Annotated in this window: 17 protein-coding genes and 3 tRNA genes; 11 read left to right on the forward strand and 9 right to left on the reverse strand. The window is 52.0% G+C overall.

All coding sequences use genetic code 11. From position 1 onward, the window contains the following. The 9 genes from K5Y30_RS24825 (at position 1) to K5Y30_RS05085 (ending at position 7,210) form a co-directional block, all read left to right on the forward strand. On the forward strand, positions 1-474 hold the full coding sequence (locus K5Y30_RS24825) for a tail fiber assembly protein (protein WP_255606562.1): 474 nt from the start codon (positions 1-3) through the stop codon (positions 472-474). Positions 475-597: 123 nt separating this feature from the next. Further along, positions 598-1,767, forward strand: coding sequence for a phage tail sheath protein (locus K5Y30_RS05050; RefSeq protein ID WP_222210630.1), 1,170 nt, complete (start codon positions 598-600; stop codon positions 1,765-1,767). 12 nt (positions 1,768-1,779) lie between these two features. Continuing rightward, on the forward strand, positions 1,780-2,289 hold the full coding sequence (locus tag K5Y30_RS05055) for a phage major tail tube protein (protein ID WP_222210631.1): 510 nt from the start codon (positions 1,780-1,782) through the stop codon (positions 2,287-2,289). A gap of 51 nt (positions 2,290-2,340) precedes the next feature. After that, the gene (locus K5Y30_RS05060) at positions 2,341-2,619 is read left to right on the forward strand and encodes a phage tail assembly protein (protein ID WP_222210632.1); all 279 of its coding nucleotides are present in this window, start codon (positions 2,341-2,343) and stop codon (positions 2,617-2,619) included. Between the two features lie 32 nt (positions 2,620-2,651). Next, positions 2,652-2,777, forward strand: coding sequence for a GpE family phage tail protein (locus K5Y30_RS05065; protein ID WP_091003473.1), 126 nt, complete (start codon positions 2,652-2,654; stop codon positions 2,775-2,777). After that, the gene (locus tag K5Y30_RS05070) at positions 2,767-5,229 is read left to right on the forward strand and encodes a phage tail tape measure protein (protein ID WP_222210633.1); all 2,463 of its coding nucleotides are present in this window, start codon (positions 2,767-2,769) and stop codon (positions 5,227-5,229) included. Before K5Y30_RS05065 ends, K5Y30_RS05070 begins: the two co-directional genes overlap by 11 nt. Positions 5,230-5,232: 3 nt before the next feature. Continuing rightward, positions 5,233-5,760: a phage tail protein gene (locus K5Y30_RS05075; protein ID WP_222210634.1), complete on the forward strand. Its 528-nt coding sequence runs from the start codon at positions 5,233-5,235 to the stop codon at positions 5,758-5,760. Continuing rightward, positions 5,757-6,917, forward strand: a complete 1,161-nt coding sequence (locus K5Y30_RS05080; RefSeq protein ID WP_222210635.1) for a phage late control D family protein — start codon at positions 5,757-5,759, stop codon at positions 6,915-6,917. Before K5Y30_RS05075 ends, K5Y30_RS05080 begins: the two co-directional genes overlap by 4 nt. Before the next feature lie 74 nt (positions 6,918-6,991). Continuing rightward, a complete protein-coding gene (locus K5Y30_RS05085; RefSeq protein ID WP_154152917.1) occupies positions 6,992-7,210 on the forward strand; it encodes a DNA-binding transcriptional regulator in 219 nt (72 codons plus the stop codon). Between the two features lie 192 nt (positions 7,211-7,402). Here K5Y30_RS05085 and K5Y30_RS05090 read toward each other — a convergent pair. The 6 genes from K5Y30_RS05090 to uvrY form a co-directional block, all read right to left on the reverse strand. Next, positions 7,403-7,488: transfer RNA gene (locus K5Y30_RS05090), tRNA-Leu, on the reverse strand. 11 nt (positions 7,489-7,499) lie between these two features. Beyond that, positions 7,500-7,573: transfer RNA gene (locus K5Y30_RS05095), tRNA-Cys, on the reverse strand. 42 nt (positions 7,574-7,615) lie between these two features. Beyond that, a tRNA-Gly gene (locus K5Y30_RS05100) sits at positions 7,616-7,691 on the reverse strand. Between the two features lie 270 nt (positions 7,692-7,961). Further along, on the reverse strand, positions 7,962-8,510 hold the full coding sequence (pgsA, locus tag K5Y30_RS05105; protein ID WP_008102316.1) for a CDP-diacylglycerol--glycerol-3-phosphate 3-phosphatidyltransferase: 549 nt from the start codon (positions 8,508-8,510) through the stop codon (positions 7,962-7,964). Between the two features lie 68 nt (positions 8,511-8,578). Next, on the reverse strand, positions 8,579-10,411 hold the full coding sequence (uvrC, locus tag K5Y30_RS05110; protein ID WP_110865886.1) for an excinuclease ABC subunit UvrC: 1,833 nt from the start codon (positions 10,409-10,411) through the stop codon (positions 8,579-8,581). Next, the gene (gene uvrY, locus K5Y30_RS05115; RefSeq protein ID WP_008102320.1) at positions 10,404-11,063 is read right to left on the reverse strand and encodes a UvrY/SirA/GacA family response regulator transcription factor; all 660 of its coding nucleotides are present in this window, start codon (positions 11,061-11,063) and stop codon (positions 10,404-10,406) included. Before uvrY ends, uvrC begins: the two co-directional genes overlap by 8 nt. A gap of 430 nt (positions 11,064-11,493) precedes the next feature. On the opposite strand from uvrY, the gene K5Y30_RS05120 reads away from it, so the two are divergent. Then, entirely contained in the window at positions 11,494-11,721 is a 228-nt protein-coding gene (locus K5Y30_RS05120) for a DUF2594 family protein (protein ID WP_007887303.1), read from the forward strand. A gap of 32 nt (positions 11,722-11,753) precedes the next feature. Here K5Y30_RS05120 and K5Y30_RS05125 read toward each other — a convergent pair whose 3' ends face one another. After that, a complete protein-coding gene (locus tag K5Y30_RS05125; RefSeq protein WP_101760897.1) occupies positions 11,754-12,365 on the reverse strand; it encodes an acyl-homoserine-lactone synthase in 612 nt (203 codons plus the stop codon). A 121-nt stretch (positions 12,366-12,486) separates the two neighbouring features. Then, positions 12,487-13,209 carry a transcriptional regulator SdiA gene (sdiA, locus tag K5Y30_RS05130; protein ID WP_101760898.1) on the reverse strand — a complete coding sequence of 241 codons (723 nt, stop codon included), beginning with the start codon at positions 13,207-13,209 and terminating at the stop codon, positions 12,487-12,489. A gap of 553 nt (positions 13,210-13,762) precedes the next feature. Here sdiA and K5Y30_RS05135 point away from each other — a divergent pair. After that, entirely contained in the window at positions 13,763-14,437 is a 675-nt protein-coding gene (locus K5Y30_RS05135) for a DUF4396 domain-containing protein (RefSeq protein ID WP_222181770.1), read from the forward strand. Here K5Y30_RS05135 and K5Y30_RS05140 read toward each other — a convergent pair whose 3' ends face one another. Next, entirely contained in the window at positions 14,438-15,136 is a 699-nt protein-coding gene (locus K5Y30_RS05140; RefSeq protein ID WP_222181769.1) for an extensin family protein, read from the reverse strand. Between the last annotated feature and the right edge of the window lie 360 nt (positions 15,137-15,496).

A 15,496-nucleotide genomic window follows, 5' to 3' on the forward strand; every position in this document is an offset into this window, starting at 1 on the left:
ATGAACGATGAAAATGAAGTAATCACTGATACAGCAACGCAGCTGCCGCACGCATACGAGAACCGCTACTTTATCGCTTTAAACGACCAAAAATACATAGTCGGGATGCTAATCGCCTTCACTCCTGAACAAGCTGACGCATATTCGGAGAGCAAACTCGCAGAGATTACGCAGCAGGAATTTGAATCTATCGGGCCAGACTGTCAGTACGTTAAAAGCAAAATAGTTCATGGTAAGCCAATGGTGGCTGTTCTGTCGGCTGAGGCCAGCAAAGCGATTTTATCTGCGCGTCTGAAAGATGCAGGCGAAAAAATTCAGACATTACAGGATGCAATTGAGTTTGGTATGGAAAAAGACGGAGATAATGAGATGTTAACCGCGATGAAGAAATATCGTGTGTTGCTGAGCCAGTCCGATATTACACAGCCTTTAGAAAACTGGCCAGCAGACCCCAGCGCTTTTGATGCTGAATAACTTATTAATACCCCTTGTGAGGGTTTCCTTTTCTGTCCGATAGTTGGCCAGCAAACCGCAACGACATGCACCGTCCCGCCTGAGCTGACATCCTGAGCACACCTTTAACCAGGAGTGTAACAGATGGCAGATTATCATCACGGTGTGCGCGTCGTCGAAATCAACGACGGCACGCGCACCATCTCCACCGTATCAACCGCAATTGTCGGCATGGTCTGCACGGCGCAGGACGCGGATGCGGCAACGTTCCCGCTTAATACGCCGGTACTAGTCACCAACGTGCAGGGCGCAGTTGGCAAGGCTGGCGTGAAAGGCACGCTCTCTGCCTCGCTACAGGCTATCGCCGATCAGTCAAAGCCCGTCACCGTGGTGGTGCGCGTGGCAGAAGGCGCGGACGAAGCTGAAACCATTTCCAATATCATCGGCGGCACTGACCAAAACGGCCAGTACACCGGCATGAAAGCGCTGCTTGCCGCACAGACGCAGCTCGACGTTAAGCCGCGTATTCTCGGCGTGCCGGGCCTCGACTCGCTGGAAGTTGCCACCGCGCTAGCCAGTATCGCGCAGCAACTGCGCGCCTTCGCTTATGTGTCGGCGTGGGAGTGCAAAACCATTTCCGAAGCCCGCCTGTATCGCGAAAACTTCAGCCAGCGTGAGCTGATGGTGATCTGGCCGGATTTCCTCGCATGGAATACCACCGCAAATAAATCTGATGTGGCTTACGCCACCGCCCGCGCGCTGGGCCTGCGCGCCAAAATCGACAACGATACCGGCTGGCATAAAACCCTGTCGAACGTTGGCGTAAACGGCGTGACCGGTATCTCCGCGTCGGTATTCTGGGATCTGCAGCAGACCGGCACCGATGCCGACCTGCTCAACGAGGCGGACGTCACCACGCTAATTCGCAAAGATGGTTTCCGCTTCTGGGGCAACCGTACCTGCAGCGACGATCCACTGTTCCAGTTTGAGAACTACACCCGAACCGCACAGGTGCTGGCTGACACGATGGCCGAGGCGCATATGTGGGCGGTAGATAAGCCGCTGACGCCGGTACTGGTGCGCGAAATTATTGCGGGCATCAACGCGAAATTTCGCGAGCTGGTCAACGCCGGTTATCTGCTGGGCGCGTCCGCCTGGTACGACGAAAGCGCCAATGATAAAGACACGCTGAAAGCGGGCAAGCTCTTTATCGATTACGACTACACGCCGGTGCCGCCGCTGGAAGACCTGACTTTACGCCAGCGTATCACCGACACCTATCTGGCGAACTTCGCCGCATCCGTTAACAGCTAAGGAGCCGGATAAATGGCACTGCCACGCAAACTAAAGGCGATGAACCTTTTCAATGATGCAAACAGCTATCAGGGCATCGTTACCGCCGTCACGCTGCCGAAGCTGGCGCGCAAGCTCGATCCATACCGCGCGGGCGGCATGAGCGGCGCGGCGCACATCGACAACGGTCTGGAAGATGACGCGCTTGATGTTGAATGGAGCATAGGCGGGCTTGATGAACTAGTGCTCACGCAGTGGGGCGCATCCGCCGTGCCGCTGCGTTTCACCGGTTCTTATCAGCGCGACGATACCGGCGAAGAGATCGCGGTAGAGGTTGAGGTGCGCGGTAAGCACCAGAGCTTTGACTTTGGTGAAGCCAAACAGGGCGAGGATACCGAGACCAAAATCACCTCGAAGTGCACCTACTACAAACTGACGTGGAACGGCAAAGAGCTGATCGAGATCGACACCATCAACATGGTGGAGAAGGTTAACGGCGTTGATCGCCTTGAACAGCGCCGTAAAAACATCGGCCTGGTATAAACCTGCAACCAGCGCCAGCGCGGCGCTGGCTTAATTAAAGAGATAACCTAGATGGAACAGAACGAAAACACCGTGGTATTTGAAACCCCGCTTAAGCGTGGTGAAAGCGAAATCAAACAGGTTGAACTGATTAAACCAACGGCTGGAAGTCTGCGAGGCGTGCGCCTGGCCGACCTGTGTCAGTCAGACGTTGACGCGTTGCTGACCGTTTTACCGCGCATCACCCTGCCCTCGTTAACGAAAGCTGAGTGCAATGCCCTCGACCCGATTGACCTGATCTCGCTCGGCGGAAAGGTGATCGGTTTTTTGCAGACGAAGTCGGACGAATAGAGTGGCCGCCCGGCCTGACGGTTAATGATCTGATGGCAGATGTGGCAACGATATTCCACTGGCCTCCTTCTGAAATGTACGACATGCCGCTAGCCGAGCTAATGGGCTGGCGGCATAAAGCCTTTATCCGCAGCGGAGCAACCCCGGATGAGCAATAACCTCAGAGTGCAGGTGCTGCTAAACGCGGTAGACAAAGCATCTCGCCCCTTCAAAGCCGTCGAGCGTGCCACTAAAGGGCTTGCCACTGAGATCCGCCAGACGCAGAACAACATCAAAGCCCTCGATGCGCAGGCGGGTAAAATCGAGGGGTTCCGCAAGACCAGCGCACAGCTTGCTATCACCCAGCAGAAACTCAAAGATGCCAAGGCCGAAGCGGCAGCGCTTGCGGTGGCATTCAGAAGCACCGAGCGCCCAACGGCACAGCAGGCGCGTGCGCTTGAGAAAGCTAAGCAGGCAGCGGCAGAGCTACAAACCAAGTCGAATTCTTTGCGCCTGTCAGTTCAGCAGCAGCGCGAGGCATTAAAATCTGCAGGTATTTCTACGCGCAATCTTAGTAGTGAACAGCAGCGCCTCAAGAGCGCTTCGGCACAGGCTACGCTCGCGATGAACCGGCAGAAACAGGAACTGCAACGGCTCAACGCGCAGCAGGAACGCTTAAACCGAACCAGCGAACGCTACCGCCGTGGGCAGGAGCTATCAGCGAAAGTGCGCAATATCGGCGCGGCAGGCTTTGCCGGTGGCAGCGCTGAACTCTATGCAGAAGGCAGGCTGATTGCACCGGGTATGGAGTTCGACAAGCAGATGTCAGAAACGCAGGCGTTGCTCGATACCGGTAAAAACGATCCTAAGCTGGCAGCTATCCGCAAACAGGCGCGAGACATTGGCGGCAGTACGGCATTTTCTCCAACGGATGTGGCGCGTACGCAAAGCACGCTGGCCCGTTCCGGCTACGATGCCGATGCCATACTGGCGTCAACGGAATCGACGGTAAACCTGTCACTGGCGTCTAAGGTCGATATTGCCGAGGCGGCTGACATCGTTACCAACATGCAGACCGCTTTCAAAATCCCGATGGCGGAGATTCAGCGCGTTTCCGACGTAATGACGAAGGGTTTCACCAAGTCCAATACCAACCTGCTTGAACTGGGCGAGGCAATGAAATATGTCGCGCCGGTTGCGCGCGCAGCTGGTGCCAGCATCGAAGACACCACCGCCATGCTTGGTGTGATGGCAGATAACGGTATCAAAGGTTCGATGGCGGGAACCGGTGGCAGCGTCATATTTACCCGATTACAGGCACCGACCGGCAGAACTTCCGCTGCCTTGGGCGAGTTGGGAGTTGAAACCCGTGACAGCAAAGGCAACATGCTGCCGGTGTTTGGCATCCTCAAAAGCATTGATGCCTCATTCAAAAAGAACCGGCTCGGCACGGCGCAGCAGGCGGAATACATCAAAACCATTTTTGGCGAAGAAGCGATGAAAGGTGCCATCAACCTTATCGACGCAGCCGGGAACGGTAAGCTTGATGAAAAGCGCGGCTACCTGATGAGCGCAGGCGGAGCCGCCAAGCAGGTGGCAAACGTTCAGGTTGATAATCTGGATGGCGATCTGCTCAACCTGTCATCTGCATGGGAAGACGTGCGCATTGAGGTATTTGAACAGCAGGATAAATCTCTTCGCAAGCTGACGACCACCGCCAATAAATGGCTTGTCACCGCTGGTAACTGGGTGAAAGCCAATCCTGAACTGACAACCAAAATCGTCGTGCTCACCGGCGCGGCGACTGCACTTGTCGCGGGGCTGGGATTGATTGGTCTGGTTGCATGGCCGGTCGTCGCGGGAATTAACGCACTGATCGCAGGCGCGGCATTTCTTGGCACAGCATTCAGCATCGCTGGCGGTGCAATAACAGCGGCGCTTGGTTTAATCACGCTGCCGGTCGTCGCTGTCGTGGCGGCCGTCGTGGCGGGTGCATTAATGATCCGTAAATATTGGGAACCTATCTACGCATTTATGGCTGGCGTTGCTGAGGGATTTACCGCCGCGATGGGGCCAATCAGCGAGTCATTTGGCACGCTAAAGCCGCCGTTTGAATGGCTGGGCAGCAAGGTCAAGGAGCTTTGGGGCTGGTTTGGCAAGCTGCTGGAGCCGGTGAAATCCACGCAAACAGAGCTGGCCTCAGCGGGTGAGATGGGTAAGAAGTTCGGCAACATGCTGGCGGAGGCTTTGAAGATACCAGGAGAAGCGCTTGATCAGCTGCGCGGTGGCATTGATTGGGTGCTGGAAAAACTCGGCATCATCGACACCAAATCTGATGGTCTGAAAAACAAAGTCCCTTCACCTGATCCGATAGCAACGGGCGGCGCTGGCGTAAATACGGACGGGTTGCAATACAGCCTGGCAACGGGTGGTGCGCCTTATCGACCTGTGTCGGCACCGTCCGCAGGCGGCGGATTTACCGACCGCAGTCAGAACAGTTACCAGTATGAAATCAACATGCATGAAGGAATGAGCAAAGACGATGCGCTGGCACTCATGGCGCAGCATCAGGCGCGTGAGCAGCGTAACCGACAGGCGCAGAATCGCAGCAAAATGAGCTGGGAGGATTAAGCGATGATGATGATCTACGGCATGATGCCGTTTATGCGACAGACGCTGCCTTATGGCGAACTGCAACAGAATATTGATTACCGTTGGCCGACTAACAACCGCGTAGGTCAGCGACCGGCGGCGCAGTTCATTGGGCCGGGTGATGAGAAAATTACGCTGTCGGGAGAGCTTCGACCGGAGATTACTGGCGGCGCCATTTCTCTGATGACGATTCGGCTGTTGGCCGATCAGGGCATGGCATGGCCGCTAATTGGCGGCAGCGGCATGATTTATGGCATGTACGTTATCGAGAGCATTTCAAATACCCACAGCGAATTTTTCCCTAACGGTACAGCCAGCAAAATCATGTTTACGCTGAGCCTCTTGCGTGTGGATGAGTCTCTTACGTCAATGTTTGGCGATCTGAAAAAACAGGCTGATGGGCTTATCAGCGGTGCGGGAAATCTGCCAGAGCAAATCACATCGGCCATAGGCAGCGTTAAGTCAGCGGCCGGTAATCTCATTTCACAGGCGGGAGGATTGATCGGATGACCGGTATCAGTGGCCTGCCGGTGCAGATGGGCGCGCGATTAACACCTGATTTTATGCTGACGGTCAATTCAAAGGATGTCACAGCAAACATACGGGATCGCCTGATATCGCTCACGCTGACCGACAACCGCGGCTTTGAGGCTGACCAGCTCGACGTCGAGCTGGATGATGCAGACGGCCAACTGGCAATGCCGGTACGCGGTGCTGTGGTAACGCTGTTTCTCGGCTGGAAAGGACAGGCGCTTATCGGGAAAGGAAGTTTTACCGTCGATGAGGTCGAGCACCATGGCGCGCCGGACACCATGACGATTCGCGCCCGCAGTGCTGATTTTCGCGGCTCGCTGAATTCCCGCCGCGAAGTGTCCTACCACGAGACAACCCTGGGCGACATTGTCACGCAGATTGCCGGTCGCAATAAACTTAAACCTATGCTAGCCGATGGCTTTGCCGGGATTGCGGTGGCGCATATTGACCAGACACAAGAGACCGATGCCAAATTCCTGACGCGCCTAGCCACGCTCTATGGCGCGGTCGCTGCAGTAAAAGCCGGTCGTCTGTTGTTTATCCGACCGGGCAATTGCGTCACCATTAGCGGCAAACCCATCCCACAGATGACCATCACGCGTAAAGATGGTGATCGGCACACTTTCAGCATCGCTGACCGTGGCGCCTATACCGGCGTATCAGCAAGCTGGCTTCATACCAAAGACCCAAAGCCAAAGAAAGTGAAGCTGCAGCGTAAAACAAAAGTGCGGCAGCTTCGCGCGTTAGAACATCCTGCAGCGAAGAAATCAAAAGGAAAGGCGGCTAAACCACCGGAGGCGAAAGAAGGCGATTATCTGGCAGGCAGTGAAGACAACGTGTTTTCGCTAACGACAGTCTATTCCAGCAAAGCAACGGCGATGCGCGCTGCTAAAGCTAAGTGGGAAAAACTACAGCGTGGCGTTGCTGAGTTCTCGCTTACGCTGGCAATGGGCCGGGCTGATCTCTATCCCGAAACACCGGTCAAAGTTAGCGGCTTTAAATCGGTGATCGATGCGCAGCCGTGGCTAATCAGTAAGGTGACTCATAGCCTGAGCAACAACGGCTACACCACACAACTCGATTTTGAGGTGTTACTTAATGACGTTGAGTATGACTCATTCACAAATGACTAGTTATTTGTTTGCAAATGCCTACTCTCGTAGTCAAAATAGTAATTGATACTTCTAATTATTCAGGTAGCGCCTATATGATGCATTGTCCGCTTTGCCAGAACGCAGCACACACCAAATCTAGCCGTTATATCTCGAAGGAAACGAAGGAGCGTTATCATCAGTGCCAGAACATCAACTGCAGTTGCACATTCAAATCACATGAAACTGTGGCACAGATAATCGTTTCACCTGGTCAGATCAAATCTGTCCCGCCTCACCCGCAGCGTGGAAGTCAGCAAATTTCCTGGTGGTAAAACTAAGCCCGCATCGCGGGTTTTCTTTTGCCTGTAGAATGGGAAAGTATGGGGGGCAAAAAGTGTCGTGGACGCAATGTAGTCATTTTGTAGTCATTTCCAAATATGGTGCAGACTCTAGAAACGAAAAAACCGCCCTTGGGCGGTTACGACATTGCTTATACTGCTTTGTTTTAATTAGTCTTTTGAATATGGTGCCCGGGGCGGGACTTGAACCCGCACAGCCATAAGCCGAGGGATTTTAAATCCCTTGTGTCTACCGATTTCACCACCCGGGCAGGGTGTAAATTGGAGGCGCGTCCCGGAGTCGAACCGAGGTAGACGGATTTGCAATCCGTTGCATGGCCACTCTGCCAACGCGCCTTTAATCTGATATGTAATTCGTTGAATACGAACCACTAAATTTGGAGCGGGAAACGAGACTCGAACTCGCGACCCCGACCTTGGCAAGGTCGTGCTCTACCAACTGAGCTATTCCCGCATAATCTTCGTCTTTCAATTTGTTGCTGCGTTAGCTTCCTTCACTCACACAGGTCACTTACTGAAGTAAGCTCTCTGTGATTCGTTCAGTTGCTGCCTTGCTACAAATTGAAATACTCGATTCTGAATTTCTTCATCGAACTTGCTGATTTTATTCAGCTTCTTGCAGACTCGCTGCCGTTCGATGCGATGCATTCTACTTATCTGACGCAGTGAGTCAATAGAATTATCCACACACTGCGTCCGTTTGCTGCTTTTTAAATCGCATCGATCAGCTATCGAGCAAATCACCGCGCGCTGCGCTTAAATACTGGAACATTGACCAGAACGTCAGCACGGCTGCGATGTACAGTGCGACCACACCCACGCCAACCACCGTGGCTTCTGGACGCCACAGCAGGGCAAACAGCGAGAACATCTGCGCGGTGGTTTTCACCTTGCCGATCCACGACACCGCCACACTGCTGCGTTTGCCAATCTCCGCCATCCACTCACGCAGCGCAGAGATAATGATTTCACGGGCGATCATCGTTGCCGCAGGCAGCGTAATCCACCACGCGTGGAAATGCTCCGCCACCAGCACCAGCGCAATCGCCACCAGCACTTTATCCGCAACCGGATCGAGGAACGCGCCAAAACGCGTGGTCTGCTTCCAGCGACGCGCTAAAAAACCATCAAACCAGTCAGTGACCGCAGCAATCACAAAGATCAGTGCAGTAGCAAAGGGAGCCCATTGAAATGGCAGATAAAACGCCAGGACAAAAAAGGGAATAAGTACGACTCGAAACAGGGTAAGACACGTCGGAATGTTAAATTGCATATGCCAGTAACTGTCTGGTGTGAGTAGGGTTTCATGTATGTTGCTACATTGCCCCCCCTCTTTCAACGTTAGTGTTTCAGTGAGTAGTAGATTTTTTCCGCCAGCGCGGTGGAAATTCCCGGCACTTTAGCAATCTCGTCGACGCTGGCATTCATCAGCGGTTGCAGGCCCCCCATATACTTGAGCAGCTGCTGGCGCCGTTTGGGCCCCACGCCTTCAATACTTTCCAATGCGCTGGTGTTCTTCACTTTGGCGCGTTTTTTCCGGTGACCTGAAATCGCATGATTGTGAGAGTCATCACGAATATGCTGAATCACATGCAGCGCAGGCGAGTCCGGCGGTAAGGAAACGCCCTCACCTTCCGCTTCAAAGAACAGCGTTTCCAGCCCGGCTTTACGATCGCTACCCTTCGCCACGCCGAGTAAAATCGGACGATCTTTATCCCAGGGTACATTCAACTCGGCGAAAACCTGTTTCGCCTGCGCTAACTGACCTTTACCGCCGTCGATGATGATCACGTCGGGGATTTTGTCCTCTTCCAGCGCTTTGCCGTAACGACGGCGCAGCACCTGATTCATCGCCGCGTAATCATCGCCCGGCGTGATGCCCTCAATGTTGTAGCGACGGTAATCCGAACGCAGCGGACCATCACGGTTGAACACCACGCACGACGCAATGGTCTGCTCGCCCATGGTGTGGCTGATGTCAAAGCACTCCATGCGATGAATGGTGTCGAGCTCAAGGAACGTCGCCAGCGCCGCCAGACGCTGCTGAATGGTCGAATGCTGCGACAGCTTGGTAGTCAGTGCCGTTGCCGCATTGGTGCGCGCCAGTTTCAGGTAGCGTGCACGGTCACCACGCGGCTTACTTTGAATATTCACTTTACGTCCCGCCAGCGCGCTCAGCGATTCCGCCAGCAGCTCACGTTCCGGTAGAGTAAAGTCCAGCAGAATTTCCGCCGGCAAAGTGCGCGCTTCACTGCCTTGCAGATAGAACTGCCCGACAAAGGTTTGTACCACTTCGGTCAGTTCGGTATCGGCAGGTACTTTCGGGAAGTAGCTGCGGCTGCCGAGCACTTTGCCCTGACGGATAAACAGCACGTGCAAGCAAGCCATGCCAGCATCAAAGGCCACGCCCATCACATCCAGGTCTTCACCTTGATTGGAGACAAACTGCCGCTCGGTTACGCGCCTTACCGCTTGAATCTGGTCGCGTAAAATCCCGGCCTCTTCAAAACGCAGTTCCTCACTGGCATTTTCCATGCGCTTGACCAGCTGATTGATCACCTGATCATCTTTCCCCGCGAGGAACAAACGCACGTAATCGGTTTGCTGCGCATACTCCTCTTCGCTAACCAAGCCGGAAACGCAGGGTCCAAGGCAGCGGCCAATTTGATACTGCAAACACGGGCGCGAGCGGTTGCGATACACGCTGTTTTCACACTGGCGAATCGGGAATACCTTTTGCAGCAGCGCGAGGGTTTCACGTACCGCATAGCCGTTCGGAAACGGGCCAAAGTATTCGCCTTTGGCGTGCTTCGCGCCACGGTGCATCGCCAGACGCGGATGGCTATCGCCACTGAGGAAAATGTAAGGATAGGATTTGTCATCGCGCAGCAGCACGTTATAGCGCGGCTGGTAGAGCTTGATGTAGTTATGCTCCAGCAGCAGCGCTTCCGTTTCGGTGTGCGTCACGGTGACGTCGATGTTCTGGATGTTGCTGACCAGCACTTCAGTTTTGCGACTGCCCACCTGCGTACGGAAGTAGCTGGTCAGGCGCTTTTTAAGGTCTTTGGCTTTACCAACATAGATCACCGTACCGGCCGCATCGTACATACGGTAGACGCCGGGTTGGCTGGTCACGGTGCTGAGAAAGGCTTTGGAATCGAAAACGTCACTCACTACTGATTAATGGCTCCGCATTGAACAGGCCATGTCGAATGGCCAAATGCGTTAACTCGACGTCGCCACTGATATTCAACTTGCTGAACATGCGATAGCGGTAACTGTTAACGGTTTTCGGGCTGAGACTGAGTTGTTCGGAAATTTCCGTCACTTTCTGCCCGCGTGTGATCATCAGCATAATCTGCAATTCCCTTTCCGACAAACAGCTGAAGGGGGATTCGGCTTTTTGCGGTTCGATCTGGCTAAGTGCCATTTGCTGAGCAATATCCGAAGCGATATAGCGTTGCCCTGAATGCACCGAGCGAATCGCACTCACCACTTCCTGCGGCGCGGCGCCTTTACTGAGATAACCCGCTGCGCCCGCCTGCATCACCTTCGCCGGCAGTGGATTTTCGGTATGAATGGTGAGCATGATGATGCGGATATCCGGGTTAAAGCGCACAATTTTGCGTGTCGCTTCCAGGCCGCCAATACCTGGCATGTTCATATCCATCAGCACTACGTCAACCGGATTGCTGCGGCACCATTTCACGGCGTCTTCACCGCACGCCGCTTCACCCGCAATAACGAGTCCTTTCATATCTTCCAGAATGCGGCGAATACCGGCGCGTACCAGTTCATGGTCATCAACAAGAAGCAGGCTGATCAACGGGACGTACTCCGCAGGTTAAGAAAGGGAAATATATTTCAGAACGGTCATCTTACCGGTTTTCAGGTGGAAAAAACATCTACAGTCACAGATAAATCTCAAATGAACTGATGCAAATCAATAACATTTCTTTGATGCAGTTTTTACTGCACAGGGCAATAAGATGCAAAATGAGATAAGTTAAATTGTTATTAATATCATTAAGTTATAATTTATAGCTCGATTTTATTGTCGCATTCCGATCGCCTGGTAAATAACAGCTAAACGCTAATTCTGGTTGCTGATAAATAGCGCAATGCGCAATTAAAAAGCGGTCTGACTTTTACCGCTTCGCTTCATTAAAATTCATCTGAAAACCCTATGATATACTCTCTTTCTTACGCACAGGAAGAATGTGTCAACATTGAGTAACACCCCCAAGGAGTCAATTATGAGTGATGAAGATTTCGCAACTTCACGAGACACGCAGGCGCTGGCCGACGAAGTCGCCTGTCTGAAAATGATGGTGACGCTGATTCTGAAAGGAATGGGTCAAGCCGATGCCGGTAAGGTGATCATCAACATGGAGCGTTATGTGCAAGCTTCGTTAGGCGATAAGCCGCAGGCGGAAGTGTTTAATAATACAATTCGTCAGATCAAAACCGCTTACCGTCAATAAGCGATATGCCCCGCGCGAAATGCGCGGGGTATCTAGCTGTGTGATTGCCAGTTTACTGAAACACCCAGCGACGGCAGTACCTCTTCCGGGCTAAAGCGTCGTGTACCCCGATATTTCTCCGCCAGCGCCGGTTGATCAACCGGAATGCGAATAGCAAACAGATTGTCTTCAGATTGGATCAAGCCCGGTGAGAGCGGCTCGTAGACTACCTGATGCTGTTCGAACATCTTCTCAAGCATTGGCGTCGCCGAACTGATCAAATACTCCATGCCGCTCAGTTCTGCTAATTGCACCGAGTGCCACAAAATACTCAGCGGCAGCTCCGCGTCCACCTCAAGGCGCGCCGAGAAGCGCGACATTTCCCATACCTTTTCCTGATCGAAAGGCAGAATAAAACCTTCCGGCACCTCAGGTTCATGCCACGGCAACAGACGTGCGCAGCCGCAAATACCCTGACGAGCGTTCCAGGCAATCAACCAGGTGACATCCGAACGATCAAAACGATCGTACTCTTGCCCTGGCGTACTCAATCGCGGTGGAATCGACCACCCTTCGCCGCGCGCAAACACGCTATAGCGATACGTTCCCAGTTCTGCCAACAGTGAGGACGGCATATCCTTAAGCTGTGTTTGAATTACTTTCATCATGCGCCTCTGACATCCCCATGTATGCAATGATTTCTTTGAGCCAGCCTGGCAACGTTGCGCGCAGGGTAGACAACTGACACGGGAGAAGGAACTACTAAAATTAGTAGTTGCTTTTTCGCTATATCAGGCCAACCGCAGCGGCATAACAGGCAATCTGCGTTTTATTGGAAACATTAAAACGCTTTTGCATATTCTTTTGGTGAAAATTCACCGTATGTTCAGATATGGCTAAAATAAGTGAAATTTCCGCCGACGTTTTTCCTTCCGCCGTCCATTTCAGGATTTCTAATTCACGCTGACTAAAATCGTTAGATAAAACGACCATAGAATCGTCATTCAAACGCTCCAACACGCGCAAACTCAGTTCCGCCAGAAGATGCAGTTTCACCTCAAGCTCTATGCGCAAGTGTTGGGTCTTACTGTGAAGTGTCGATGCAATAGATAATATACCAATGGTACGATTTGGTGCCATTGCTGAGCAGGAAAAGCCGCTCATTAATCCCGCAGCGTTGGCTTCTGCCCACAAATTACCCGCACCGGTAAATAAATCGCGCGTCCATTCAACACCCCGTCCCGGCCGCTGACAGAGTAATAGCACCGGATCGACCTTATAATAGTTCTCGCTTTCGTAGCGTTTCACCCAGCCTTCCGGGTATGTACTGAACAAAAACAAGCGCGGCCGGGTAAAGGGCACCGGATGCTGAACCAAAAAAGCGAAGTAATCGAAACCCAGCTTTTCAATCTGCTGTTGCAACAGGGATTTCAATTGCGTCACTTGCGTTAGCGCCAGAAATTCATTTTCCATTTCGCCTCGCCAGACGAAATAATTATCGGTCGTCATTATTGCCTTAGCGCTGTTTCACGCTTTTACATTCTGAAATTAGTTCGTGTTAACGCAAAAAATAAATTAGCCAGACAAAAAATATTGATTGAAAAAGGAGCAAACTTGCCAGCAGCTAGCATAACTCTTCTACTGTCAATGCGTTAACGTAATGGAAATGTGTAAGTTCACGTTAATTGTTAACAGGTTCACAACTTTAATTCCTCAGCAGATTAGAATAGGATTTTTCTGAAGTAGTTTCAATCATCCAGTTGATTGAAAATGATCGTTAGATTGATAAATTTTTAGCATCGTCATTAACTAAAATTATTGATGCAAAAAGCAGATTGTTTTGCTGTGAAAGGGGTTTGTACGGTGAATGAGTTTTGACTTAATGTTAATCCCACCTATTTCTGCGGTTAAGATAATACATTAAGTAATGATGTGATTTCTCTCACGCTGATTAACGGCTACGCTTAATGCTAGCGGAGTGAAAAGATGCATTGGAAGACAGTGCTGCAGTAAGGCTCAGGCGCATTGTCGCATGTTGGTGGGAAACTTAGCGGAACTGACTATGTTGAACCAGTTTGCATTACCTTTCCTTTTTCTGGGCGTCTGCACTGCCCTGATGATTTTAAAAGATCTTTTTCGCCATCCACATCCGGTGGCGGTGATGAATATCATTTGGCCATTAACCGGTTTGTATATGCCTTTTATTGGCTGGATCGTCTGGTGGTACTTAGGCCGTAAACCATCACAACAGCAAAAACTTGCGCTGTTGGTTCCACAAAAAATACGCAGTAACGCCAGCTGGCAAACTATATTTATTTCCACGTCATTATCCGCAGCGGCTTGTATATTTGGCGATATAATGACAATCCCGATAGTCACTTTACTAAAACACTTTGCCATTAATCCGACGATAGGCATGCAGGCGCTTATTTGCGTTATCGCTTCATTGTTTATGGGATTACTTTTTCAATTTCTGGCGATTCGCCAACGTGAAAAACATTCATTTGGCAGCGCATTATATTTGGCGCTGAAAACCGAAATTTTCCCCCTGCTGATTTTTCAATTAGGTATTTTTATCTTTATGGCGTTGGCCCTAAAGTTTGTGCTGAACGAGCAGGTCAATCCGCTGCTGGCGGCATTCTGGTTTATGCTGCAACTGGCCATAATGATTGGCTTTATTTTCTCCTGGCCGGCTAATCATTTCCTGATAAAACGTGGGCTTAATCCTGCGGTATAGCTAACGGCAGTAACCCGAACCGCGCATGCCAAGATGAAAATGGCTGGCATGCGCGGCGTTATAATCGGGCCCCAGCGCGTTACCGAACGTCGCACAGCCGTTACGCCACAGCGCATGCAGTCCTGACGCCGCATCCTCAGGCTGTTGCCAGTTTTTTCCTACCTGCAACCAACGCCCATTTGCCAGCTGAAATCCGGTAATATCCCAGGCATCGGCGCTGGCGTGCTCACTCAAACGCCCTTCCTGACGATGATAAATATTGCGACAGGCGTAGCTGCCAACATGGGCAATGCGTTTCAGCGGACTGTTGAAACCGGCCTGACGTAATGCGCTGTCGCTGTTAATCACAAACATGGTGCTGGCCACCGCCATCGGACAGCTGGCGAGAAAACTGCTGCTCAGCGTGACGTCACCGTAGCCGCTGATGCGTAGCGGTTGCTCAATCGGGCAATTCCCTTGAATTGGCGGCACGGCACGAAACTGCACCAGCCGCTGTTCACTGGCTTGCCGCATCACCGCCAGGCAGGCAGCCGGATCGCCACTCAGCTTTTTTAGCTTGTAACGCGTCATCCAACCGGGCGGATCGGTAACGTTGAGCGGTGTAAAGGGGTTCCACTGAGGCGGCAGATGCGTTTTCAACCACGGCAAACTAAACCAGCCGCATACAGCCAACAACGCGACGGCGAACAGAGCGCGCACAATGCCTCACTTTTCCTGATGAAATGAACTAACAAGTGTAGAAGTCATGTGCGCGGAAAGTGACGTAAATCGCTTAATTGTTGAAGATTTACGCAAAATGACTGCGCTTTAAACTCTGTAAATAATTACTGACAGAGCAAAGCACGTAAAAGGTCACAAAGGGGGAAAAACCATTACCGAAACGGGTTGGCTTTCCACTATCTTATGCCACTTGCCTGGACAAAGGCTCATAACGAATGCCCTAAATAATGTGAGCCGCAGGAAGGCGGCAAGAGTGTGAATCATGGGGAGCTTAATTTAGTCAGTTCCTGGAGTGAACACGCGTAGCCAACGCATCTGCGGCTCAAAGTATGACGGGCA

The sequence above is a fragment of the Pantoea sp. DY-5 genome (assembly GCF_019795955.1).
Classification (GTDB): Bacteria; Pseudomonadota; Gammaproteobacteria; order Enterobacterales; family Enterobacteriaceae; genus Pantoea; species Pantoea leporis.

Bases quoted from the DNA above. Each gene is read 5' to 3' on its own strand.
- K5Y30_RS24825 (WP_255606562.1), top strand. From the start codon at position 1: ATGAACGATGAAAATGAAGTAATCACTGATACAGCAACGCAGCTGCCG.
- K5Y30_RS05050 (WP_222210630.1), top strand. From the start codon at position 598: ATGGCAGATTATCATCACGGTGTGCGCGTCGTCGAAATCAACGACGGC.
- K5Y30_RS05055 (WP_222210631.1), top strand. From the start codon at position 1,780: ATGGCACTGCCACGCAAACTAAAGGCGATGAACCTTTTCAATGATGCA.
- K5Y30_RS05060 (WP_222210632.1), top strand. From the start codon at position 2,341: ATGGAACAGAACGAAAACACCGTGGTATTTGAAACCCCGCTTAAGCGT.
- K5Y30_RS05065 (WP_091003473.1), top strand. From the start codon at position 2,652: ATGGCAGATGTGGCAACGATATTCCACTGGCCTCCTTCTGAAATGTAC.
- K5Y30_RS05070 (WP_222210633.1), top strand. From the start codon at position 2,767: ATGAGCAATAACCTCAGAGTGCAGGTGCTGCTAAACGCGGTAGACAAA.
- K5Y30_RS05075 (WP_222210634.1), top strand. From the start codon at position 5,233: ATGATGATGATCTACGGCATGATGCCGTTTATGCGACAGACGCTGCCT.
- K5Y30_RS05080 (WP_222210635.1), top strand. From the start codon at position 5,757: ATGACCGGTATCAGTGGCCTGCCGGTGCAGATGGGCGCGCGATTAACA.
- K5Y30_RS05085 (WP_154152917.1), top strand. From the start codon at position 6,992: ATGATGCATTGTCCGCTTTGCCAGAACGCAGCACACACCAAATCTAGC.
- pgsA (WP_008102316.1), bottom strand. From the start codon at position 8,510: ATGCAATTTAACATTCCGACGTGTCTTACCCTGTTTCGAGTCGTACTT.
- K5Y30_RS05120 (WP_007887303.1), top strand. From the start codon at position 11,494: ATGAGTGATGAAGATTTCGCAACTTCACGAGACACGCAGGCGCTGGCC.
- K5Y30_RS05125 (WP_101760897.1), bottom strand. From the start codon at position 12,365: ATGAAAGTAATTCAAACACAGCTTAAGGATATGCCGTCCTCACTGTTG.
- sdiA (WP_101760898.1), bottom strand. From the start codon at position 13,209: ATGACGACCGATAATTATTTCGTCTGGCGAGGCGAAATGGAAAATGAA.
- K5Y30_RS05135 (WP_222181770.1), top strand. From the start codon at position 13,763: ATGTTGAACCAGTTTGCATTACCTTTCCTTTTTCTGGGCGTCTGCACT.